Below are 24,628 nucleotides of genomic sequence, written 5' to 3'. Positions count from 1 at the left end.
ATGCACCCACAAGCTCTTGATCTTTTCAAAGAAAACCTGATTTTGTTCTACGACACGTTCTTGCTGACTGATCGCGTCGGCCAGTTGAGAAACAAATTGCTGATAGCTTGTTAGATTATAAGGATTGGAAGCCCCCGACATTTTACCCCGCAAGCTTTCCAGGTAGTTTGCGCGATACTCCTGCAAATTAGCTAACTGCTCCTTGGCATCATCCATCGCTGCTCTCGCCTGTGCTAGGTGCTTGCTTCGATCATCTTCATTGTTCTGAGCAAGCTGCACAAGTAGGCTCATACGCTTGATCTTGTTTAGATCAGCCATGGCGCATTACTCGGTTTTTGAGGCACTCTCGGCCTCGGGCGCGATCACATTTCGTAGTTGACCTATCGACACCTGGGAGGTGGCGCGTTCATTTAGGCCCTGCTGCAAAAACTGCTTCATGCGATCAATCCGTGAAATGGCAAAGTCCGTATCCGGATCGGAACCGGGCGAGTACGCGCCAACCGAGATAAGATCGCGTGCTTGTTGGTATTTTGCCAGTAATTGCTTAAAGCGTTGTGCCTCCTTAAAGTGCTGCGCTTCCGTCACTTGAGGCATGACACGACTAATAGAGGCTTCCACATCGATCGCTGGATAATGCCCTTCTTCTGCCAAACTGCGTGACAATACAATATGCCCATCCAAGATAGCCCGTGCTGCATCCGCTATGGGGTCTTGTTGATCGTCGCCCTCTGTTAGCACCGTATAAAACGCCGTAATTGAACCACCGCCTTCGATCCCATTTCCTGCGCGCTCAACAAGTTGAGGAATTTTTGCAAAAACGGATGGTGGATAACCTTTTGTCGCAGGCGGTTCGCCCACTGACAATGCGATTTCACGCTGAGCTTGGGCATATCGAGTGAGCGAATCCATTAGCAAGAGAACTCGCATTCCCTTATCACGATAGTACTCGGCAATTCGCGTACATAACGTCGAAGCGCGCATTCGCATGAGCGGTGAATCGTCCGCAGGCGATGCAACGACCACTGAACGCTTTAAACCCTCATCACCAAGAATGTCCTCGATAAACTCCTTCACCTCGCGACCACGTTCACCGATAAGTCCCACTACCACCACATCTGCGTTGGTAAATCGCGTCATCATCCCGAGCAACATACTCTTACCGACACCACTGCCAGCAAATAAGCCAAGACGCTGCCCAATACCTACAGAAAGCAGGCCATTGATCGCCTTGATTCCAACATCAAGCGGCGCTCTTATGGGGGCTCGTTCTAAAGGGTTGATGACATCTGCATTTGCAGGCACGTAGTGATCCGCATCAAGCTCTCCCTTCCCGTCAATCGGATATCCACTGCCGTTAAGCACTCGACCCAGCAGCCCCATTCCAACAGGCACATCATTTGTGTTCGCTAACGGCGTAACTCTAGCGCCTGGTTTAAAACCCTTCACAGCGGCCAACGGCATTAAAAAGGTCTTGTTGCCATCAAAACCTACTACCTCAGCTTCTATTGATTCTTGGTTTGCCCCCTCGATTAGGCATCGATCCCCGACAACCACCTGGCAGCCCTGTGCCTCAAGCGTCAAGCCAACCATTCTAGTCAGGCGTCCGCTCGCTTCTGGCGCAATCGAATCAAGCCCTTGCGCTGCTTGCTGATAATCCACCAAACGCTGAAGCAAATCACTCATGTTCTGGCCCCGGCTCTATCTCTGTCTCATCACTCGATGAATCCGAAGGAGACTCCTGTTCCATTGAGCGTTTCTCTTCACCATCAACCTGATCACTTGTCGCGTGCACATTCGATTCAGAATCGTTTGGTATGTTGCCTTGAACCTGCTCTTGCTCCGCCAACTGCTGACCTTCGCTGAGCAACGCACTTGAGTAATCCGTATGTGTTTGCATTGAGTCGGGAGTTTCTTGATGCACTTCAAAATTCTGTGCCTTTGCTGCGTCCATCAACATCGATTGAACCGCGAGTTGGTACCGTTTTTCTACTGTGTAATCAAGCACTTGGTCGGTCGTCTCGATAATACAGCCGCCCCTTGCTATTGCCGCATTCGGTCGCACCGTCGCCTCAGGGGAAAGCGTCTGAATGAGGTCGACAACATACGTTTTATCTTGGGGGTTCAACTGGATTGTAATGTCTTGCGCGTGTTTGGGAAGGCTATCAATGCTGCGCGTCAAGGCTTGCTTGATCACGTCAGAATTCATCGTTGTTTCCAAGTGAATCACCGAGCGCACAAGAGCAAGCACGGTGTTTAAGAGAACTTGCTCAACGGCCTCTTTTTGTTCTTCGATTGGTTGAAGCAGATTGGTGAAGAGCTGTTCGAGCGACTTTTGGTTACTCTGCAGCTCAAGTCTTGCCTGCTCTTGGCCAAGCTTGAGTCCCTCTTGCTTACCCTCTTGCAGACCTTTCTTGCGGCCTTCGACGACACCCTGATTGAAACCATCGGCCTTACCCTGCTTGAGTCCATCTTGGTAGGCTTCTTTGCGTATCTGCTCTAAGTCATCTGCGGTTAAGGGCTTAACGGTTTCGGTACGTCGCATGCTCTGAGCAGCCGGTCCACCATCAGAAAGACTAGGCAGCTCCCAACGCTCATACGCGGTCATCTCTTTGACAGACTTAGCCGCCGCTTTGTCTTTTTGGTCGGTCATGCAACAATGCCTAGATCATTTCTTCACCACCGCCACCGAGAATAATTTCTCCGGAATCCGCCAGACGACGTGCGATGGTAAGAATATCTTTTTGTGCTGCTTCCACTTCTGAGACCTTAACAGGCCCTTTTGCCTCAAGATCATCTCGCAGAAGCTCAGCAGCCCGCTTCGACATGTTAGCAAAGATTTTTTCTTGAAGTTCTGTATCGGCACCCTTCAATGCCACGATAAGAACCTCGCTGGAAACTTCACGTAGCAAGGTTTGAACGCCACGATCATCCACATCTTTCAAATTATCAAAGACGAACATTAACTCTTCAATCTCATTCCCGAGTTCAGAGTCCATTTCTTTAATGTTGTCCATCAGGTCGCCCTCTATAGAGGACTCCATAAAGTTCATAATGTCAGCAGCGCATTTCACACCGCCAATTTTGCTTGTTGCGGTCGCCGTATTGCCAGAGAACTGTTTCTCAAGAATGTCATTCAGTTCCTGAAGCGCCTGCGGTTGAATCGTATCAAGCGAGGCAACACGCATCATCACGTCAAGGCGCACCTTTTCATCCAAAATACCGAGCACTTCAGCTGCTTGGTCGGACTCTAGATAAGACACCACGATAGCCTGTATTTGTGGGTGCTCGTAGCGGATCAACTCCGCGACAGCGCGCCCTTCCATCCACTTAAGGGTGTCCAATCCTGTGGTATTACCACCAACAAGTATGCGGTCAATGAGGCCTGATGCCTTGTCTTCTCCGAGCGCTTCGGTGAGCATGTTCTTGATGTATTCATCAGAACCGATACCCATGCCAGTTTGCCGGCCCACTTCTTGAATAAACTCTACAAGCACAGATTCAACTTGCTCTTGCGTCACATTTGCCATGTTCGCCATCGTCGTACCGACGCGGTGAACTTCTTTAGGCCCCATGTGTTTAAGAATCTGTGCGGCGTCTGCTTCGCCCAAGCTCAGCAATAAAATAGCCGCTGCTTCCAAACGAGGAAGTGCAGGTAGATTGCCACTAGTTTCAGCAGGTGCGTTATCAGCCATCGTGATTTACCCATGTTCTTACTACTTGTGCGACGCGCGCAGGATCTTCGGCGATTAAGCCCTTCAAAGCGTTTACTTGCTTATCATACCCTTCAGTCGCCCCGGGAAGCATAAAATCTTCACCTGATGACCCTAATGCAGCGACGCCTCCGCCACCTTCTACCCGATCGAACGAGTCTAGTCCACCGCCGTCCATGTCGCCGCCACCAAAGGATGCCTCTTTCGCTTGAGCACCGGAGCTAGCCAGATTTCTAAACGTTGGTCGGATTACAGCAAATACGACGACAAGCGCAACAATGACCGCAAGAGCCTTCCATACAACCTCCCAGAACCAAGATTGCTCCCAAAGCTTCGGCTCGATGAACTCTTCGACCTCTTGAGGAGCGAATGGAGTATTCAACACATTCACGCTATCACCGCGTGCAGCCGAGTAACCTACGGCATTGCGTACTAGCAGTGTTAGCCGTTCAAGCTCGGCGTCGCTCCATTTCTGGAAACTCACCTCGCCGGTTTCTGGATTAATATTCCGGATGTCATCAACCGCGACCGCAACAGTAATTCGGCTGATACGCCCTTTTTGATGTCTTGTGTAACTCACCGTTCTATCGACTTCATAGTTACGGGTTGACTGTTTTCGCAGACTAGTTGGATTTGCATCATCACCCTGAGCTTGCGCGCCTCCCGCCTGCTCTGGCGCTTGCGCATCTGCAGGCGGCTGATTTGCTAAAGCGCCAGGAATGCCACCGTCTAAACCCGCTGTTTTCTGCTCGTCTAAGGTCTGCTCACTTCGTACCGCAGCCATATCAGGATTAAACAGCTCTTCTGCCTCTTCGATCTCGGTGAAATCAACATCCGCAGAAACCTCGGAACGATAGCGACCAGTACCAACGATTGGCTCCAGTATGCTGCTAATACGATTATTCAGTACTGACTCCATTTTTCGCGAATACTCAAACTCACGCGAAACACGGGCATCTTCCTGGCTCTCATTATTCTTGGATAACAAATTGCCACGCTGATCCACTACCGTGACTTGGCTTTTATTCATTTCAGGAACACTGCCAGCAACTAGATTAACGATCGCCTCCACCTGCTCTCGAGTCACCCCACGTAAGTTAGGCACCTCAATCAACACCGATGCCGAAGGCGCGCGCGAATCTCGAACGAAAACAGAGCGCTTTGGAATTGCCAAATGCACCCTAGCAGAGCGGATATTTCTAAAGCTAGAAATCGTCCTGCCCAACTCACCTTCCAAGCCCCTTTTGAAGCGTGTGGACTCCATGAACTGAGAGCTACCGAGACCCTGATCCTGATCTAGGATTTCATAACCAACCGATTGGTCTGACGAAATCCCGGATGCAGCAAGTTTGATTTTCGCTTGATAAAGTTGCTCTGAAGCAACCAGCAATACCCCAGTCTTGGGATCAATCTTAAAATCGATCCCGTTGAGATTTAAGACACGCGTTACCTCATCCATATCCTGCGCTGCAATGTTTTGCATCGCTGGCTGGTAGTTCGGCTCCTGCAACCAAAGCACGAGTGCAAGCCCCAGTGCGACGCTGCCGGCAAGACCAATCATCAGTCCGATTTGTCGAAACAGTCCAAGGCGATTAACGCCTGTCATTAAATCGCTTTGCGGCGCCTCAGGGACGACGCTTGATGTGGTTGCTGGTACCGTTGCTTCACTCATGTTCGCTGCCACGCTTCGTATTTATAAATCACGCCAATTAAACCGGCATCTTCATGATATCTTCATATGCTTTGACGACCTTGTTGCGAACCTGAGTGACAGCGTCAAAAGCAACAGAGGCTTTTTGCGACTGGATCATCACCTGGGTAATGCTGACATTGGGATCGCCTTGCTCGTACGCTGTCTTCATCGCGCTTGAGGCTTTCTGCGCTTCGTTCACGCCATTTACAGCGCTAGATAGAAGCTCACTAAATTTCGGAACTTCGTTCGGTTTATTAACGGAATCAATGCGCGTTGGCGAGACCTCTGGCTTCAGATCTTCCGCGGGCTTGATCTGTGAGCGCAAGTTGCGCATCTCCGCCAATACTTGTGAAATATCGGCTCTGCCAGTGACTGAATTAATACCTGACATAAGCGCCTCCCCCGTTAAATGCGTCAACTTTTCGTTGCGTGATCATGTCTACCAAAGAGTACTGCACAAAACAGGCCAACAGCCCCTATTTAAGCGCTAAATTTCGAACGCCGATTTTAGACAAAAAAATGGGGCCTAAAGGCCCCGAATATCAGCAGATTGACAAACTAAATACTTACTCAAGTAAACACTCAAGATTTAGTCAGAGATAGAAAGAAAGCATCAAACAATTGACACTTTTCACTATGCTGCTATCTCTGAAGCAACGTCGATGCCAACTTCACGCATCTGAGCTAATTTATATCGTAGCGTTCTTGGACTAATACCCAGGCGCTCGGCTGTTTGCTTCTTCTTTCCACCCTCCTCGCGAAGAGTGTCGATAATAATTTGAAACTCGCGCAGCTTTAGATCCTTGTTTAACGCACTTGAGTCTATGTGCACGCTTAAACTCTGAGGGCTATCCTCCCCTTCGCTTCGCTGATGCGCAGCCGGTTCCGTTTCTACAAACAAAACTTCGTCAGCATCAGGTCGAACCGTCAAAGAATTGTCAGATACGGTGCTCTCAGGCATTTCCAGTATGAGATCCGACGACTCGATGACACTTCCTTCTGCAAGAATTAAGGAACGCTGAATCGCATTATCGAGCTCTCGTACATTTCCCGGCCAAGGGTAATTCACCAAGTGTTGTTTACTCTGAGTATCTAGCGTCATAGCTCCGCGACGCATCTTGGTTGCGTGCACCTGAAGTAAGCGCTCCGCGATTGGCAAAATATCATCGCGTCTTTCGCGCAGAGGTTTCCACGCCATTGGAAAAACGCTAAGGCGGTAAAACAAATCTTCTCGAAACTTGCCTGCGTCCACATACGATTTGAGCGCTCGGTTGGTTGTAGCTAAAACCCTGACATCAAGCTTGATTGGCTTCTTACCTCCAACACGCTCAACCTCTCGCTCCTGCAATACGCGCAATAGCTTTGCCTGCAAGCCGAGATCCATTTCTGAAACCTCGTCGAGTAGCAAGGTACCCCCATTTGCCTGCTCAAACTTGCCGGGAGAGCTGTTATATGCGCCCGTAAACGCGCCCTTTTCATGACCAAACAACATGGCTTCCAACATATTTTCAGGAATGGCAGCACAGTTGATCGCAACAAATGGCTTGTTTTTTCTTGGAGAATGGCGGTGAATGTAACGCGCCAAAACCTCTTTACCGGTCCCACTTTCACCAGAGATCATGACGGTGGATTCAGTCTTAGCGACTTTACGCGCCACCTTGAAAAATTCTTTGGTGAAGGCCGAGCTCGCAACCGGCTCGTCGCTAATCTCGGTATTCTGATTTCCACCGACAATGCGTTCGATCGACTCAATAAGTGTTTGCGGCTCAAACGGCTTAACCAGATAGTCATCCGCCCCGGCCTGCATTGCATCTACCGCATCCTTAATTTGTCCAAATGCCGTTATCAGCATCATTGGCAAGCCTGGCACCTTAGACTTCACCTGAGCCAGCAGCTCATGGCCACTCATACCCGGCATATTGACATCGCTGACAACAATGTCGAAGTTACGTTTCTCTAGCGCAACTAAGGCATTCTCTGCACAGTCCGCTTCAAAATATTTCATCCCTGCTAGCTGAAGAGTGGTGCATAAGGCTTCGCGCAACTCTCGATCGTCTTCAACTATTAATACGTTTGGCGTGTTCATGATGACACCTCTCTTGCTAGCGTAGATTTGAGTGGAGACTGCTCCGGCTTAAACAGTGGAATCAAGATCGTTGCCACTGCCCCCTCAGCTCCGGAGCGGAGGGAAAATTGACCTTTATGAGCCTTGATCACAGCCTGCACAACCGCAAGCCCTAGGCCGGTCCCCTGAGATTTTGTTGTAAAAAATGGTTCGTGAATTTTCTTTTCCAGACTTCTCGGTATGCCCGGACCATTGTCACAGATTTGGATACAAGCAAACCGACCTTCCGCATCAGCCGATTCAATACTGATTTCTAACTGCCGGTCTCGTGTTTGACTCTCATGCGCCTCGATGCTGTTATTAATCAAGTTCATACATGCGCCAACCAGCGTTTCCTGATTACATAAAATCTGGCCTTTTGACTCGTTATGCCAGGTTGTTTTGACATTGTATTTTTCGACCAGCGGTGTCGCTGCCGCATGCAAACTCTCAAAAAATTGACGGACACTAACCTGCTCTGCGAGCCGCGTTTCACCCTTGGCAAAGACCAGCATGTCTCGAATTTGATGTTCAAGATGCGCTAGGCGCGACAGCAGCTTTTCTGCACAATCAATGCGCATTTCAGTGCTCATCTCAGGCCGACGCAAGTGACCTGCATATAGCATTGCGGTAGATAACGGCGTGCGAATTTGGTGAGCAAGACTAGCAACCATTTTACCGAGAGAGCCTAATCGCTCAGTGCGGCTGACACGCTCTTGTAGCGCTCGCGTTTCCGTTAAGTCGCTCAGAAGTATCAGCTGACCATCGCCGGACTTGAGCGAGCGCGTTTTAATGTGCAGTCTTCGTCCGTCCTTCAACGAGACCTCGTGGCCATCATCATGTTTTGGTGCGAAACAACGGGTAATCACGTCGAGCCAGCGCTCTCCCTCAAGAGGCTCACCCAGAAGTTCAATGGCTGCGGGATTGTATTCACTAATGAAACCCTTTCCGTCGAGCACCACAACACCCGCAGGGAGAACCTCAAGCAACGCGGAATGTCGATGCTCAAGGGCTTGTTTCTCTTTTTCTTGCTGGGCGGTATTGGATTCTGCGAGAGACAACTCGCTTTTTAGCGCAACAACGCGCTCTTCCAGTTCGCGATAAGAAGATGGATGCACGGCATCTAACTTTAGAACCTTTGATGCTGGCAGCTCATCATCAACTCGCTCAACGGCCTTTTGCAAACCGACTCCAGTCGCGGAAGAATGCTTTGCAGAATAGGTTTCTTGATACTTAGTACTGCTGGTCCGAGCCATTGCGATTCTCATGTTCGATTTAAAAGCTAATTCGAATGAATATCAGCAGAAAGTAGGCCAAAACAATTTAATGCATATAAATCAGTAGCTTAATATATTTAATTAACGCACCTTATTAAGTAGAGTGACAATTTATTGTCATAAAAAAAGCCAGGCATACCTGCCTAGCTTTAGGTGTCGGTTTTTTGTCAGGGATTTTTGTTAGAACTTCATCTCTGCAAAAACAACCGCAATGCAACAATCAAGCAGTGTTTAGCTACTCAAATCATACTTCCGCACTTTCTCAACCAGAGTTGTTCGACGAATCCGCAAACGCTCTGCTGCGCGCGCAACAACACCAGATGACTCATCAAGCGCTTGTCGAATAAGCGATTTCTCCAAACTCGCCAAGTACTCTTTTAGGTCTATACCATTGATAGGCAGCAGCGCCGGTGAGTCAACACCAGCAAGACCACGAACTTGTGTTGCTGTATCCTCGCTCTCAAGAAATTCGTCTTCAACCTCAACATGGCGATACTTCTGTGGCAACTCTTTCACACCGATCACATCATAAGGGTGCATAATTGCTAAGCGCTCAACGAGGTTTGCCAACTCACGGACGTTTCCGGGCCACTCGTGACGACATAAACTCAAAATTGCTGCGGAGTTAAAGCGAATCGAGCCACGTTTTTCTGTCTCCATTCGAGAGATCAACTCATTGATCAACAACGGTATATCTTCTTCTCGCTCTTTTAGCGCGGGCATTTCAATCGGGAAGACATTCAAACGGTAGTATAAATCCTCCCGAAATGTTCCCTCTTCGATCATGCTCTCGAGGTTTTTATGTGTTGCCGCAATAATCCGAACATCCGTAGGAATTGTTTTTGTCCCACCAACACGCTCATAGGTCTTTTCTTGCAATACCCGCAAGATTTTAACTTGCATATTCAGAGGCATATCCCCTATCTCATCGAGAAACAAGGTTCCGCCTTCAGCTAACTCAAATCGGCCGGAGCGCGCGGTAATTGCACCGGTAAATGCTCCCTTTTCATGGCCGAACAATTCGCTCTCAAGCAGCTCCGCAGGTATGGCGCCACAATTAACGGGAACAAAGGGCTCGTCGCGACGATGAGAATTGTAATGCAGGTTTCGAGCAACGACTTCTTTACCCGTTCCAGACTGACCAGTAATTAAAACACTGACATCTTTGTCCGCTACTTGCCCCATCAGTGAACGCACCTCTTGAATAGTGCGACTCGTTCCAACAAGACTACGAAATAGCTCTGCTTCACGCTGATGGCCACGCTTGCTCGTTGCGGAAAATTGATCGCGATACAGTTGAGCACGATAAAGACTGTCTATCGTCTTATTGTATTCCAATGGCCGCTCAAGATTCGCGATCACTTTCTTCTTCAAAACGTCGTCAAGATCAAGCTCAGACGCGTCACCAATTACTAACACGGGAACGGCATCATTTGCCTCGTCCAGTTGAGCCACAATATCGCTGGCAGCGTCAACGGCCGCATCCAGCACCACGGCTCCGGCTTGCGGGGTAGCTGTCGCATCATCAAGATTTAGTAGACTCTGGTGGTCAGCACTCCAATCACTTGAACCTGCAGAAACGACAGTTTCACCAAGGAAATTCAAAATAACGGTAATATCACGAAGCACATCATGATCATCACTGATGACCAAAACGCTCGTATCCTGAGACATGGAATAAAGCCCTTTATTATCGCCTTCAAGAAGATTGAAGACCTGTTATTTAGGAACGCTTAAGATTGCGAATTTATTGGTCTCAATTAAAGCCTTAACACGGCAATTAGTCAATAAAACGTCATTAACCCTTAGAAATAAAAAAAACCGACAAAATTGTTCAATTTTTTGTCGGTTTTAGATATAACTAAGCGCCAATTATTTTGTGGACTGATTCGAGGTCTGGTAGGCCTTGATACCTTTTTGCTTTGTTTTCATACCACGAAGCTCAGTAGCGAGCCCGTCCCGAAAAGTACTCACGTAGGCGGTTAGATTGTCATAGATACCTGACAGCTTATGCAACTGCTCTGGCTTCAATGCCATCTCCTCCTGCCTGTTAGCACCAAGGTAGGATCTAATTTCCTCATCGATCAAGGCAATGCCTTCGATATCCTCAGCCTCTATGAGCGCTCGCACGCGAGTATCAAGATCGATCAGATCAAGATGGCTTGAGGTCATGACTACTTCTTAATCCCTTCAACAGAAAGAATCATCTCTACGTCCTGAGATAAGGGACCTAGGTCTCGTAAAATATTGAAATCTTTCATACGAAATTTAGTGCGCCCCTCAAAGCCAACACGATAGCCACCCCAAGGGTCTTCGCCCATGCCGACTCGATCGACATCGAGAACAATCTCTTTCGTTACGTCCTTCAAAGTGAGATTGCCATAGACCTTAGCTTTGTCCTCTGAAACCACTTCTACCCGCGTACTCACAAACTTCGCCGTTGGAAACTGCTCTACATCAAGAAACTTGTCGCCGCGTAGGTGTTTATCTCGCTCCGCGTGGTTTGAATCAACGCTAGGCGTCTGAATATCGACCGTAATTGCGGCTTTTTCCGGGCTAGCAGGGTCATAACTGAACTCGCCAGAGAAGTCATTGAAGCGACCATACAGCCAACTATAACCAAGATGCATTACACGAAACTGTACGAAAGCATGCGCTCCCTTTGTGTCAATCACGTAATCCGCCGCATTTGCGGACGCAACCGTCAGCGAAAGCATACACACACCAATGAAACGATTTACAAAATTCCTCATGCTCTTCCTCTCTATTTTGAAGTAAAAACTTAACTTTCTAGTCTAAGCCTAACATACGCTTTAGCACCCGATCACGATCAATAAAATGATGCTTCATTGCAGCCAACGCATGTAGCCCCGCCAAAAACAGTATGGCCAACCCAGCCCGCTCATGCCACACACCTGCCACATCTTCTTGATTATCGATAAGAGCACCTGGCGAAGCGACATCAAACAAATCGAAAAATGAAACCGCCCGGCCATCGGCCGACGAAATTAGAAATCCGCTAACGCATATCACAACGACAAGTCCATATAGTCCGAAGTGAACAGCGGTGGCAGCCAATCTATTAAATCTTTTTGGCTCTTGATTCTCCGGAGCTTTCGTGGACAACCTGACTCCAACCCTCAAGACCATCAGCAACACAACCAGAAGTCCAAAGGACTTGTGCCAGAAGGGAGCGGACTGATACCAAGGATCGTAGTAATCCAAGCCAACCATGTAATCACCCAAAATGTACAAACCAACGATGATTAGCGCCATCAGCCAGTGCAAAACAATAATGGATATTGGCCAATTTGAAACCTTACGCACAACGAAATACCCCAACCTAGCAATCAAAACATTGAACAAATGCTAGACAAGTCGGCGCTAATTTGAAATGATAATTTGAGATAACAGTTGTTAGCTCAATTTCAACTGCATTTTTTATGTAAGCAACCTCAGGCAAGACCGTGTTAAACAACATACAAAGAACAGCGAAATCGTTAAGCAATTATCTTGAGCCCGTTATTGGTCTTATCGCACCCGACTATCGAACCTCAGGAATAAAAACGCGGATAATCGGGATACGAGAAGAAGGGGCAGGAATGTTCACCCTTACCCTAAAGCCGAGTTCTTTGGCTTCCTTTAGTTACCAACCAGGACAACACATTCCTATCCAAATCGAGATTAATGGCCGCGTTTACCAGCGTACATTCAGCATTTCAAGCGCATGGAGACAATGGAAAAAGTCATCGACCATTGAAATAAGCATTAAGCGCGCCCCTCAAGGTCTGGTCACTAACTGGATACCAAACAACCTAAAAAAGGGACACATTGTGCGCATCGGAGAGGCGCAGGGATCATTTGTTCTTTCACCTAAACAGCGGCGACAAACTAATGCGTTTGTGGCTTGTGGCAGTGGCCTTACGCCCATCTTATCGATATTGGAATCGCTATCAGATGCGCAGCTTAGTAGCCAACACCTTCTCTACTCGGTATCACACGAGCCCGAAGCCCCATTCAAAAATCGCTTACAAACGTTAGCAAATAAAGGGCTCAACCTATTGATTTTGGAATCCTCATCACAAGGCAGAATCAAGAATGACACCTTAGAAGCATGGCTCAGTGAAATCCAAATAGAGAGCGCATATGCCTGCGGGCCATCTGGCCTTTCCCAGCATATTCACGACCTCTTTATTGAGCGCAGCCAAAGACTTGGCCACGCAACGCCTAAATTTTTTACAGAATCATTTGGTTTCGCAAACGCATCAGCGAGCTCCGACGTAACGCTCTCATTTAAGGACGCCAACGGTCGCTTAATCATGTCCAAGCAAAAGAACGGAACGTTACTAGAGAACGCTGAAAAAACCGGCCTAAACCCTGTCTATGGATGTCGTGCCGGGATCTGTCACCAATGCATCGCTCAAAAGAAGAGCGGTCGCGTTAGAAACCTTAAAACAAATCAAATCTCTGATGCTGGAAAAGAAGATATCCAGCTTTGCATATGCGTCGCCGAAACTGATTTAGAACTCACTATTAATGAACGGACAGTGCAATGAGCAACTCAACGATGAAACGTATTGACCCTGTTAAGCTAGAGCAATTCGCGCAACAACTTGAAAGTCTAAAAGCTGACACCCTAAAGCGCATCGGCGAAAAAGATGCCCGCTACATTAGAAGACTGATTGGCTTTCAGCGCTTACTGGATATCACGAGCCGTATACTGATACCGGTAGCCTTTTTGTTTTTCAGTGGACCAATGATGTACCTGCTGGCGGCCGTTGGTACCATAGGTCTAGGAGTATCAAAAATTCTCGACAATATGGAGATCGGCCACAACGTCATGCATGGCCAATATGACTGGATGAATGATCCAAATATCAACTCCAGAAAGTTTGATTGGGACAATGCGGGCGATTCCGACTCATGGAAACGCTATCACAATCACGAACACCATACGTATACTAACGTATTTGGAAAAGATCGTGATTTCGGCTACGGGCTACTAAGGTTAAGTAACGACCTACCTTGGAAGCCAAAAAACTCGTGGCAGATACTTACCTATCTGAATTTGAGTTTTTTGTTTGAATGGGGCGTCGCGTACCATGAGCTTGCGGGTGAACGCATTTTTGCAGGCAAAAAAAAGAAAGATAGCTCTTTGCCTATTTCGCGACTTGAGCTCAGAAATGCGTTTTTCAAAAAAGCCGGCAAGCAAATCTTCAAAGATTATATACTTTACCCTTTGTTGTTTTGGCCTGTCGCTCTACCCGTTTTAGTATGCAGTATTCTGGCGAATATAATTCGAAACTTGTGGACATCGAGCATCATTTTCTGCGGACACTTCACGGAAGATGCGCAGGTATTCTACGAGTCGGATTTAGAGAACGAGGAGCGAGCAGACTGGTATTACCGACAAATACTTGGCTCATCAAATATTCAAGGCTCCAAAGCTTTCCACATACTAAGCGGCCACCTGAGCTGCCAAATTGAGCACCATTTATTCCCGGACATTCCGGCGCCTCACTATCGAGAACTAGCACCAAAAGTTGAGGCCCTTTGCCATGAATACGAGATACCCTACAATACAGGAAGCTTCTGGCATCAGTACATAACTGTTGTAAGTAGAATACTGAAATACTCGTTTCCAGAACCAAGACAGCAAGCAAAAGCGTAAAGTTTCTCAGCAAGCACCATCAATACATAAGACATAAGGCAGAACTTTATTACAACGGCATTCGCTACCAATTCAAATCAAGCAAACGGCCTCGCTGAGGCCTTTAGTCTTTATGAAGTCCTCAGCTCTAGTGAGGGTCCTATAAGGCTTGCCGTGTTCGCCTTCACCTTGATGGTAATGATAATACTTGAACACGCTCTGCCAGCACGAAGGTATTCAGGCAACGCACTCAAACACAACCTAGACAACCTCCTTTTAGGTGCGAGTGGCACGATACTGTTACGACTTGTACCTGGAATTTTAGCTGCGCACTTAGCGCTGCAGAATGAACTCTGGCAAATAGGTATAAGCTACAGCCTAGACCTTCCACAATCTTCACTATTGTTCACTGTATCTGCAGTCGTCTTTCTAGATTTTTGCATCTATTGGCAGCACAGGTACTTTCATTACAACAAGTATCTATGGCGACTGCATCGAGTCCATCACAGCGACACAATGCTTTCAGCATCAAGCGCCCTTCGTTTTCACCCGCTAGAAATACTGCTGTCAATGCTAATCAAAAGCGCCCTGGTACTCGGCCTAGGCATTCCTTTCGTCGCGGTGGTGCTGTTTGAGATTTTACTGAATGCTTGCGCGATTTTTAATCACACTAATATACGACTTCCCAAAAGGTTTGAACAAATATTTCGCAGACTAGTAGTAACGCCTAGCATGCATCGAATACATCACTCGACCGACCTCGTTGACAGCAACCGGAATTTTGGATTTTGCTTAAGCGTTTGGGATCGTGCATTCAATAGCTACGCGCCACTCAACAGCAGTGGCATTAACAATTTCGTTATGGGAGTAAAAGAAGTAGAAAAAACAGAATCAGAAGGCTTAGCGTCACTGATCACTCAACCCTTTAAGCAGCAGCGATAACTCAACCGCAACAATCCAAACTAGTGCTGGACAACAAAATCATTAATCCCATCCATCACAAACTGAATAGCAAGTGCCGCTAATAGAACGCCTAAAAACCTCCTAAGAACCTCATCGCCTGTTCGGCCAATAACTTTCTTTACGGGTAAAGCGGCACACAAAGCAAAAAATGTGATCACACCAACAACTAGTGTGGCCAGCACAACACTCAGTGCGTTCTCGTTCGCATCCGCACTCGAATACAACAAAACAGCCATAGTCAGAGATCCCGGCCCTGCAATCAACGGAACTGACATTGGGAACACAGACACATCTCCTCCAGCATCGTCAATCTTGTACTCAAGTTTTTGCGAAACCATGTGGAATGCAGAATAGAATAGAAGCAGCCCTCCTGCAATCCTCAGCGCCTCAATACTAATTCCTAGCTGAGCGAGCAGACTCTGACCATACCGAGCAAACACAACAATTAACAGCATACTTATCAATACTGCCTTTAACGCAATTTTGACACGCTGACGAAACCCTCTATCACCAACAAGCGCATTGAAGATCAACGCAGTTCCAATAGGGTCAATAATCACCAACATCGCTGTCATAGCATTCAAAAACACTAGACTATCCAATAGTCCCTTCCTCTTAAACGAAAAAACCCGCTTCAAACAAGCGGGTTTTTAACAGTAGTATGATTTCCAACTAGTGCGCAGAAATAACCCAGCGAGTATCAGACTCTATATCAGTCCAATACAACTCACCAATGGACTTATTCGTATCACCGAATGATAGATGTTTAATGTCCATATCGCCTTTAAAGCGCGTATTGATCGCTATGCCATCGACAAAATCTACGGTGCCATCTGATCTCATTTTTGGTACAACGTTTCTTACTGCATAAATCTCTCGTATAGAGTGCGCGAAATAAAACGAAGAGGTTCCATCCAATCCCGTTAGATCACCCCGTTTGTTATGAATCGCCATATCCCTGATCTGAACACCAGCGATATCAAGGTAAAACTCCATATCAGTAATCATGGTGTAGGCGCTCCAAGTGATCTTCGAGTTGGCATCACCCACCCCTGTGCTTGCAGCTAACTCTGCATCGTCAAACACACCATTACCATTAGAATCGACCGCACCGAACCCATTACCATTGTTACTAATGTGCAAGTCTTCCGGGCCGAGATAGCCTTTCATCTTTAATTGGCTGATAAGTGTAGTAGTGCCATTCGCACCTTCATGAAGACCCGTGTCATGGTTTCCATCTAGGTCGAGACCTCGACTACCCACATCATAGTCACTTCGAGCAATACCGATGGCATCAATCTCAAAACTGAAATCAACAGCATGCTCAGTCATCAACTCAAACGTTTCGTAATCATCGGTAGCAAAGCGATCATTCGCTAAATAGGACGGCAATCCACCCTCTTTTTGCCATGGATCTGTAATATCAAAATGAATAACGAGGTCGCCATCTCCGTAAGTTTTCTTACCATCGATTGCTAGCCCTCTTTTCGGGTCAAACCCCCCAGCAACAGCAGCAAAATCGTTGTCTTGGTTTCCTGCCTCGACATAGAGGTTTGCATAATCACGCATCTTAGAAAAACCATAATCCAACTCATTGTCTGTGCTCGGCGCCGTTCCGTCACCCGCAACATCGATTTCGAGGCGTAAGTTGTCTAAGTAGTAATCAGACGAAAATTCGTCATTTAGATCATGGCCGCCCATACGAAGGCCTTGCAAAAGAAGGAAACCGGCATCTTTGTATGCAAACTCACCAATTTCCCAACGAGATTCGACATCTATCGTTAAACCCGCCTGACCCGCTACTTCCCGTAACCTTTGATCATCAAGCTTAATTACTTCAGCTGATAGCCCTGTGGAGATTGCAGCTACTGCAAGCCCTAAGCCCAGCTTTCGGAATGTTTTCATTTTATTATTCTCCGAGATTTACTTGGCTGAAATACTACACATCCTTTCGAGCCAACCAAAAAAATCTTTACCCACTTCAAAATTAACAAATTTTGCAATGTATTTCAATTGGTACATTCAAACCAGTATCAACTAGGCGGCTCGACGAAGCATCACGATCCCCAGAAGAAAACACACTGCGATCGGTGCTAAACTTGCAATAATCGGTTCAAAGCCGAACACCATACTGGCCGGCCCCAGGAGATCTTGCATGTATTTAAATGACAAACCTACAACCAACCCCACGAAAACTCGCGTCCCCATCGCGACGCTTCTTAAGGGACCAAAAACAAAAGAAATCGCAATAAGCACCAAAGAAATCGTCGTTATCGGCTGCAATGCCTTCTTCCAAAAAGAAAGAACATAAACACCACCATCAAGCCCCTGCTCTGACAGGTACGCTGCATACTTGAACAAACCACTCATCGAGAGATTGTCAGGCTTTACGATAAGTATACTAAGCAAAGCCGGCGTTAACTCCGTATGCCAAGGCATCAGCTCTTCTGTAGATGAGAACACCCGACTCTCTTCAAACTCGGTAATCTGAACATCAATTAAACTCCAGCCACCTTCATGAAACAGAGCGCGCGCGGCGAACAAGCTTTTTTCCAAACGCCGCTGTTCACCATAATAGTTGATCGAGATACCATGTAGCGCGCCATTTGGCTCAACAGCATTCACATGAATAAAGTTCTCACCCTCTTTATGCCAAAGCCCCTGGCTATAAACGATATTAGATTGCGCACCTTGCTTTAGTGCCTTTGCACTTTGTGCGATCTTCTCAGTAGTGGGAGCAACATATTCGCCCAAAAGACCACCCAGTATCACAACCAAAATCACAGGTTTCATTGATGCCCAGACAATCCGACCCAATGAAACACCCGCCGCTCGAACAACCGTCAACTCACTGTTTTTTGCGAGTGCTCCGAGGCCGATTAAGCAACCCATAAAGGCACCCAGGGGGAGATAATCATACACGCGGCGAGGCAAAGTCATCGCGATATAAATAGCAGCATCGACAACCCCATAATTATTTTTAAGATCTTCTGTTTCTGCAATGAATCCAAATACGATATCCAAGCTCAACACAACAAACATCACGACAGCGGTTGCTATGAGAACAGACTTAGCAACGTAGCGATCAATTATCCTCAACTGACCGCTCCTTTTGATCGTCTAAAGCTAAGCGCAACCTTCATTCTCTCTCTGAAAAACAGCAATGTCGCTGTCACAATAAAGACCAAGTGAACACCTAAAAAGGTAATCAAAGGGTCTACGTCGCCTTCTGAACTTTTCTTTTTTGCAAGAATGAGAAGCCCCAGATACAGAATATAAATCAACATAGCTGGCAAAAGATGCATAAACCGACCCTGCCGCGGATTCACCTTACACACCGAAACCGCAATCATAGCCACAATGGGTACGAGCGCAATCAAAGACAGTCGCCAGTACAGAATCGATTTTGACGCATCATCATTCATTGAGAGTAGCGTCCGGGTTGGTATCGCTTCTTCCTTCACTTTTCTGATCTCTGTGTCAGGCTCGGCAATCAAAACGCCATAAGACTCGAAACTTAATTCTCTATATGTTGCCTGACCAGGTGCGCCTTGATACTGACGCCCGTTTTGCAAAATCAAAAAACGGCTGCCCGTTTTTTCGTCAACCCGCTGCACACCCCGCTCTGCGTATAAAACGTTGGAACGCTCACTATCTGAGGTAGACTCGGCGACAAACACATCGTACATAACCTTTTTATCTTCGCTGAGACTTCCCGCGTATGTGACCCGATTACCAATATTGAGGTTTTGAAAGCGCCCAGGGACCAACAGATCGAAAGCAGTTTTACTGGCCTGCTCTGCAAATAACTGCTCAACCTTAGCCATCCCTTTCGGAGAAACATAAAGCGTTAAAGCAGCAACCGTAAGTGCAACAATACCTGCAATTATCCAAGTGGTACCGAGTAACTTTTTCTGACTATATCCACAGGCATGCAAAACCGTCATCTCACTCTCGAGATACATACGGCCATATGCAAGCAACACCCCCATAAAAAGACCTAGAGGCAAGATCAATTCTAGAAAACCAGGTAAGCGATATGCCATTACCAGAAAAAGAATGTCGGGCGAAATATTTCCGAGAGCAGCTTGCGACAAATACTTAATAAAACGACCACTCATAAAGATGAGCAGCAAAATAAATGTCACAGCCAACATCGAACCAAGCACCTGCCTGGCAAGGTAGGAAAAAATAATCAAATAAAGCCCCAAGTAACTGCGCTTTTCGTACTAGGATAGTACTAGTACGCTCTAAATATTAGTCAAAGCGCTTGTCGTCTCTTAAACTAGAGACCGTAATTTTTAAATAGGTGGGAATAATGAAATACAACTCTACAATCCGCAAGTTAAGTGAAATTAAAGCAGACGCATTATGCGCCTTCTGCTTCAGCAAAGCGGAATTGAGCGAAGCAAGCAAAGATCTAGACGACGCTTTGGAAGGTACTCTATCCAAGTCCCTTAAGCATATCGGTTTTAAGGGCGACGCAGGCTCCACAGCTACCATTACCCCTCTATCAGGAAAGGCCAAGCAGATTATCGTAGTTGGCCTCGGAGACAAAAAAGACCTAACCCTGTCTAGCATCAACAAGTCTCTCGATACGGCCGAGCAAAAAGTTCGAGAATTGAAACCCAAAACAGTCGCTGTTGACCTAACAATTACGTCTGGCACGGCCGTTTCTGAAAACGCTCTTTGCGCGAAACTGATTGAACGACTAAATACCGGTGGGTACTTATTTGATACCTACAAATCTGATAAATCCAAATCATCAACTATCAGTGACGCAAGCTTTGTGTGCAGCAAAGATCAACAAAGCGCGGTCAAGAAGACAATTGCGTACACCGCGGCGCAAAGCCAAGGCGTGAATCTAGCCAAGGACCTAGGCAATGAGCCTGGAAATGTTTGCACCCCTACCTATCTTGCCGACATCGCAAAGGGACTGGCAAAAGAATATGCAAGCCTTAGTTGCAAAATACTTGAAGAAAAAGACATGGAAAAGCTCAATATGGGCGCATTTTTATCGGTGAGCAAAGGCAGCTCAGAACCTGGAAAAATGATTGTTCTTGAGTATAAGGGTGGCGCAGCCAAATCAGCACCTCATGTTCTGGTTGGCAAAGGAATCACCTTTGATACTGGAGGCATTAGCCTGAAGCCAGGCGCCAAAATGGACGAAATGAAGTACGACATGTGCGGCGCCGCAAGTGTTCTGGGCACGATGAAGGCAATTGCAGAAATAGCGCCGAAGAAGAACATTATTGCGGTTGTCGCAGCGGCAGAAAACATGCCTGCAGGTCATGCATCCAAGCCTGGTGATATCGTGACCACAGCCTCAGGACAAACTGTTGAAATTCTGAACACCGATGCCGAAGGCCGCTTAGTGCTTTGTGACGCCCTGACATATGTCGAGCGGTTTAAACCGAAATCGGTAATAGACATTGCGACACTTACAGGTGCTTGCATTGTTGCTCTAGGCCACACCACCTCAGCCGTAATGAGTAATTCTGATGAGTTCGCCAATCTTCTAATAACATCGGGCACTGAGGCAGAAGACAAAGCGTGGCAACTTCCGATCTTTGAGGAATATCAAAAACAGCTAGACAGCCCATTTGCAGACATGCAAAACATTGGAGGCCCTGCCGCAGGCAGCATCACTGCCGCTTGCTTCCTAGCTCGCTTTACCAAGAAATATACATGGGCGCACCTCGATATAGCGGGCACCGCTTGGACCTCAGGCGGAACAAAGGGAGCCACGGGACGCCCAGTCCCCCTGCTACTCAACTATCTGGTAAACCATGCCAAATAAATGAACACTCGCACTGATCTATACATTGTTCGTGGAACCGAATTCACTGAGCTTGCACAACTAGCCTGCAAGCTCAGTGAAAAGATTCTGTCTAATCAGAATACTGCATTAATTTTATGCCACGACGACACTCAAGCTCGAAGCCTCGATGAGCAAATGTGGTCCTTTAAGGATGCGGCCTTTCTCCCGCATGAGCAACGTACCTCCCCGAACAAGGACTATCCCATTGCGATTAGTACACTTCTGCTGCATGAAGCAGCAGGAAAAAAACAGGGTGAAGACGCAGATGCGCTCATATACATGAGCCCGTCTCTTCTCCAAATAGAGCCAAGGCATTCTCGACGGCTTATTTTAGTTAACAGCGAGGAACGCAACCTTAGCAAGGCTCGAAGCCTATACAAGAAATTAAAAACGGCTGGCGGCGAAGTGAATTACCACGATCTTCGATAAAGCCGCTTCGAAGCTACACTGTTAGCCTTTGCACATATATAATGCCCGCCTTCTTATAAATGATCACCACATAGTAGCGAATAGACCTAACATGGAAAAAACCTACCAACCCAGTGAAATTGAACAATCTTGGTACGAACAATGGGAAGACCAAGCATATTTCAAGCCTAGCGGTCATGGCGATGCCTACTCAATTATGATTCCGCCGCCGAACGTCACTGGCAGCCTGCATATGGGTCATGCATTCCAAGACAGCATCATGGACGCACTTATTCGGTACCACCGGATGAAGGGCAACAACACGTTATGGCAGGTAGGTACCGATCATGCCGGCATCGCCACTCAAATGGTGGTAGAACGTAAGATTGCTGCCGAGGATGGCAAAACGCGTCATGACATGGGACGCGAAGCATTCTTAGACAAAATTTGGGAATGGAAAGAACATTCGGGCGGCACCATCACAAAGCAGCTTCGACGTCTTGGTGCATCCGTAGACTGGGACCATGAGCGGTTTACCATGGACGATGGTTTCTACAAGGCCGTTCAAGAAGTATTCGTTCGATTATACAAAGATGACCTGATCTACCGCGGAAAACGCTTGGTAAACTGGGACCCTAAACTACATACAGCCATCTCCGACCTAGAAGTTGAAAACAAAGAAAAGCAAGGTCACATGTGGCATTTGCGCTATCCGTTGGCTGACAATGCAACCACGAGCGAAGGCAAAGACTACATAGTTGTTGCAACCACACGTCCGGAGACAATGCTTGGTGATACCGGTGTTGCAGTTAACCCTGAAGATCCGCGATACAAAGCGCTCATTGGCAAAGAAATCGTTCTACCATTAGTTGGTCGTCACATTCCAATCGTGGGCGACGAACATGCCGATATGGAGAAAGGGACTGGCTGCGTAAAAATCACGCCAGCACATGACTTCAACGATAATGAAGTCGGCAAACGCTGCGCTCTCCCAATGATCAATATTATGAGTAAAAACGGCGAGATTCTGCATCAAGCAGAAGCGTTTGATAACTCAGGCCAATCATTAAGCGATATCGATACGACGATACCAGAAGCTTTCCGAGGCCTTGAGCGATTTGCCGCACGTAAAGCGATCATTGCCGCATTCGAAGATGCAGGCCTTCTTGAGAAGATCGATGAGCACACGCTTATGGTACCTTATGGAGACCGCTCAGGTGTTGTCATCGAACCCCTACTAACCGACCAGTGGTTTGTTCGCGCTGGGCCACTTGCAGAACCAGCGATTAAAGCCGTTGAAGACGGCGATATCCAGTTCGTACCCAAACAGTATGAAAACATGTACTTCTCCTGGATGCGCGACATTCAAGACTGGTGCATCTCGCGCCAACTTTGGTGGGGGCATCGCATCCCGGCCTGGTACGACAAAGAAGGCAATGTATATGTTGCCCGCACCGAAGCAGAAGCGCGCTCTGCAAATGGAATCCCAGCAGATGTAGAGCTCTCTCAAGACGAAGATGTGCTGGACACATGGTTCTCTTCCGCTCTTTGGACATTCGGTACCCTAGGCTGGCCAGAAGCGACAGAACGCCTCAAAACATTCCACCCTACCGATGTTTTGGTGACGGGCTTTGATATCATCTTTTTCTGGGTAGCGCGCATGATCATGATGACCATGCACTTTATGAAGGATGAAGATGGACAACCGCAAGTTCCGTTTAAGTACGTCTACGTAACTGGACTGATTCGAGATGAGAATGGCGATAAGATGTCCAAGTCAAAAGGCAATGTTCTTGATCCCTTAGACATGATTGATGGCATCGACCTTGAATCCCTTGTTAGCAAGCGCACAGGTAACATGATGCAGCCACAGCTTGCGCAAAAAATCGAAAAGCGCACGCGTAAGGCCTTTGCAGACGGAATATCGGCGCATGGCACCGATGCCTTACGCTTCACGCTCTACTCTCTCGCTTCAACCGGACGCGATATCAACTGGGATATGAAGCGTTTAGAAGGCTACAGAAATTTCTGCAACAAAATTTGGAATGCGGCGCGTTACGTTTTAATGAACGTCGAAGGTCAAGACTGTGCTACCGATCATAATAATTATGAGCTTTCCATTGCTGACCGCTGGATCATCTCGAGACTACAGCAAACCGAAGCAAGCATTGATAAGTCAATAAGCGAATTCCGTCTTGACCATGCATCCCACACTCTCTACGACTTTATTTGGAGCGATTACTGTGACTGGTATCTAGAGCTTGCCAAGCCTGCACTAAATGATGCCAACAGCTCTGCTGAGCAACTTGCAGGAACACGCAGAACCTTGGTACGCGTACTCGAGACCATTTTACGACTAGCGCACCCCTTCATGCCGTATATCACTGAAGAAATTTGGCAAAAAATAGCGCCTTTAGCTGCGAAGTCGGGTGCAACCATCATGACCCAAAGCTACCCCGTTAGCGATGAAAGCAAAATAGATGAATCGATCCTTGCAGACGTTGAATGGCTAAAAGACGTAATTATTGGCGTCAGAAACATTCGCGGCGAAATGGACATCTCTCCAGCGAAAGCAATCCCTGCATTACTGCACAATGGAGATAACAGCGACAAACTTCGCTTCGAGAAAAACGCCAATTTAATCAAGGCATTAGCCAAACTCGACTCCCTAGTGTGGGTTGACTCTGATAATCTACCAATGTGCGCCACCCAACTTGTTGGAAAAATGGAAGTGCTTGTTCCGATGGCAGGTCTGATCAACGTAGAAGCCGAACTTGCCCGCTTAAATAAAGAGGTTGGCAAAGCCGAGGGAGAAATCAAGCGGCTTAAAGGCAAACTTGGTAACGAGAAATTTGTCAGCAATGCACCGGCCGATGTGGTTGAGAAGGAGCAAGCAAAGCTTGCCTCAGCTGAACAAAGCCTATCCTTCCTGGCCGAGCAAATGGATAAGATCAAAACAATGTAAGGAAGCCTATCAATTGATTGGAATTTGTGGGGCGGGC

22 protein-coding genes are annotated in these 24,628 nt (G+C 47.2%); 6 read left to right on the top strand and 16 right to left on the bottom strand.

The genetic code is table 11. From position 1 onward, the window contains the following. From fliJ to A3750_RS16755, 12 genes are all read right to left on the bottom strand, one after another. On the bottom strand, nucleotides 1-318 hold a 318-nt coding region (gene fliJ / locus A3750_RS16810; RefSeq protein WP_068548487.1), incomplete at its 3' end, for a flagellar export protein FliJ. Between the two features lie 6 nt (nucleotides 319-324). Beyond that, complete coding sequence (gene fliI, locus A3750_RS16805; RefSeq protein ID WP_082863091.1) at nucleotides 325-1,683, bottom strand: flagellar protein export ATPase FliI; 1,359 nt, start codon at nucleotides 1,681-1,683, stop codon at nucleotides 325-327. Further along, nucleotides 1,676-2,650 (bottom strand): flagellar assembly protein FliH, encoded by a 975-nt coding sequence (locus A3750_RS16800; protein ID WP_068548484.1) that lies wholly within the window; start codon nucleotides 2,648-2,650, stop codon nucleotides 1,676-1,678. The genes fliI and A3750_RS16800 overlap by 8 nt, the downstream gene beginning before the upstream one ends. Before the next feature lie 10 nt (nucleotides 2,651-2,660). Further along, on the bottom strand, nucleotides 2,661-3,692 hold the full coding sequence (gene fliG, locus A3750_RS16795) for a flagellar motor switch protein FliG (RefSeq protein ID WP_068453489.1): 1,032 nt from the start codon (nucleotides 3,690-3,692) through the stop codon (nucleotides 2,661-2,663). Continuing rightward, entirely contained in the window at nucleotides 3,685-5,382 is a 1,698-nt protein-coding gene (fliF, locus tag A3750_RS16790) for a flagellar basal-body MS-ring/collar protein FliF (RefSeq protein WP_197475100.1), read from the bottom strand. Before fliF ends, fliG begins: the two co-directional genes overlap by 8 nt. A 37-nt stretch (nucleotides 5,383-5,419) precedes the next feature. Then, a complete protein-coding gene (gene fliE, locus A3750_RS16785; protein WP_068453493.1) occupies nucleotides 5,420-5,794 on the bottom strand; it encodes a flagellar hook-basal body complex protein FliE in 375 nt (124 codons plus the stop codon). Between the two features lie 243 nt (nucleotides 5,795-6,037). Next, nucleotides 6,038-7,489 carry a sigma-54 dependent transcriptional regulator gene (locus A3750_RS16780; protein WP_068464308.1) on the bottom strand — a complete coding sequence of 484 codons (1,452 nt, stop codon included), beginning with the start codon at nucleotides 7,487-7,489 and terminating at the stop codon, nucleotides 6,038-6,040. Then, entirely contained in the window at nucleotides 7,486-8,763 is a 1,278-nt protein-coding gene (locus tag A3750_RS16775) for a PAS domain-containing sensor histidine kinase (RefSeq protein WP_082863301.1), read from the bottom strand. Before A3750_RS16775 ends, A3750_RS16780 begins: the two co-directional genes overlap by 4 nt. Before the next feature lie 252 nt (nucleotides 8,764-9,015). Next, on the bottom strand, nucleotides 9,016-10,458 hold the full coding sequence (locus A3750_RS16770; RefSeq protein ID WP_068458570.1) for a sigma-54 dependent transcriptional regulator: 1,443 nt from the start codon (nucleotides 10,456-10,458) through the stop codon (nucleotides 9,016-9,018). A gap of 198 nt (nucleotides 10,459-10,656) precedes the next feature. Next, complete coding sequence (locus A3750_RS16765; RefSeq protein WP_068458571.1) at nucleotides 10,657-10,956, bottom strand: hypothetical protein; 300 nt, start codon at nucleotides 10,954-10,956, stop codon at nucleotides 10,657-10,659. A gap of 2 nt (nucleotides 10,957-10,958) precedes the next feature. Beyond that, nucleotides 10,959-11,537 (bottom strand): YceI family protein, encoded by a 579-nt coding sequence (locus A3750_RS16760; protein ID WP_068458572.1) that lies wholly within the window; start codon nucleotides 11,535-11,537, stop codon nucleotides 10,959-10,961. 37 nt (nucleotides 11,538-11,574) lie between these two features. Continuing rightward, on the bottom strand, nucleotides 11,575-12,111 hold the full coding sequence (locus A3750_RS16755; RefSeq protein WP_197466511.1) for a cytochrome b: 537 nt from the start codon (nucleotides 12,109-12,111) through the stop codon (nucleotides 11,575-11,577). Nucleotides 12,112-12,251: 140 nt separating this feature from the next. Between A3750_RS16755 and A3750_RS16750 the strand changes: the two genes are divergently transcribed. The 3 genes from A3750_RS16750 (at nucleotide 12,252) to A3750_RS27350 (ending at nucleotide 15,376) form a co-directional block, all read left to right on the top strand. Further along, nucleotides 12,252-13,340: a flavin reductase family protein gene (locus A3750_RS16750; RefSeq protein WP_068464312.1), complete on the top strand. Its 1,089-nt coding sequence runs from the start codon at nucleotides 12,252-12,254 to the stop codon at nucleotides 13,338-13,340. Then, entirely contained in the window at nucleotides 13,337-14,455 is a 1,119-nt protein-coding gene (locus tag A3750_RS16745) for an acyl-CoA desaturase (protein ID WP_231871856.1), read from the top strand. Before A3750_RS16750 ends, A3750_RS16745 begins: the two co-directional genes overlap by 4 nt. A 171-nt stretch (nucleotides 14,456-14,626) precedes the next feature. Next, complete coding sequence (locus A3750_RS27350; RefSeq protein WP_082873331.1) at nucleotides 14,627-15,376, top strand: sterol desaturase family protein; 750 nt, start codon at nucleotides 14,627-14,629, stop codon at nucleotides 15,374-15,376. A 20-nt stretch (nucleotides 15,377-15,396) separates the two neighbouring features. Here A3750_RS27350 and A3750_RS16735 read toward each other — a convergent pair whose 3' ends face one another. From A3750_RS16735 to lptF, 4 genes are all read right to left on the bottom strand, one after another. Continuing rightward, nucleotides 15,397-15,999, bottom strand: coding sequence for a MarC family protein (locus A3750_RS16735; protein WP_082873330.1), 603 nt, complete (start codon nucleotides 15,997-15,999; stop codon nucleotides 15,397-15,399). A gap of 70 nt (nucleotides 16,000-16,069) precedes the next feature. Next, nucleotides 16,070-17,302 carry a DUF6160 family protein gene (locus A3750_RS16730; protein WP_068520244.1) on the bottom strand — a complete coding sequence of 411 codons (1,233 nt, stop codon included), beginning with the start codon at nucleotides 17,300-17,302 and terminating at the stop codon, nucleotides 16,070-16,072. Nucleotides 17,303-17,434: 132 nt separating this feature from the next. Continuing rightward, nucleotides 17,435-18,496 (bottom strand): LPS export ABC transporter permease LptG, encoded by a 1,062-nt coding sequence (lptG, locus tag A3750_RS16725; RefSeq protein ID WP_082873329.1) that lies wholly within the window; start codon nucleotides 18,494-18,496, stop codon nucleotides 17,435-17,437. Continuing rightward, complete coding sequence (lptF, locus tag A3750_RS16720; RefSeq protein WP_082863384.1) at nucleotides 18,493-19,596, bottom strand: LPS export ABC transporter permease LptF; 1,104 nt, start codon at nucleotides 19,594-19,596, stop codon at nucleotides 18,493-18,495. Before lptF ends, lptG begins: the two co-directional genes overlap by 4 nt. 119 nt (nucleotides 19,597-19,715) lie before the next feature. On the opposite strand from lptF, the gene A3750_RS16715 reads away from it, so the two are divergent. The 3 genes from A3750_RS16715 (at nucleotide 19,716) to A3750_RS16705 (ending at nucleotide 24,591) form a co-directional block, all read left to right on the top strand. Then, on the top strand, nucleotides 19,716-21,197 hold the full coding sequence (locus A3750_RS16715; RefSeq protein ID WP_068520242.1) for a leucyl aminopeptidase: 1,482 nt from the start codon (nucleotides 19,716-19,718) through the stop codon (nucleotides 21,195-21,197). Beyond that, nucleotides 21,198-21,647: a DNA polymerase III subunit chi gene (locus A3750_RS16710; RefSeq protein ID WP_068520241.1), complete on the top strand. Its 450-nt coding sequence runs from the start codon at nucleotides 21,198-21,200 to the stop codon at nucleotides 21,645-21,647. Between the two features lie 91 nt (nucleotides 21,648-21,738). Further along, complete coding sequence (locus A3750_RS16705) at nucleotides 21,739-24,591, top strand: valine--tRNA ligase (protein WP_068520240.1); 2,853 nt, start codon at nucleotides 21,739-21,741, stop codon at nucleotides 24,589-24,591. Nucleotides 24,592-24,628 lie beyond the last annotated feature (37 nt).

It is taken from the genome of Oleiphilus sp. HI0079, assembly GCF_001635105.1.
Note: the sequence above shows the minus strand (reverse complement) of the source record. Positions and strands in the feature narration are given on the sequence as shown.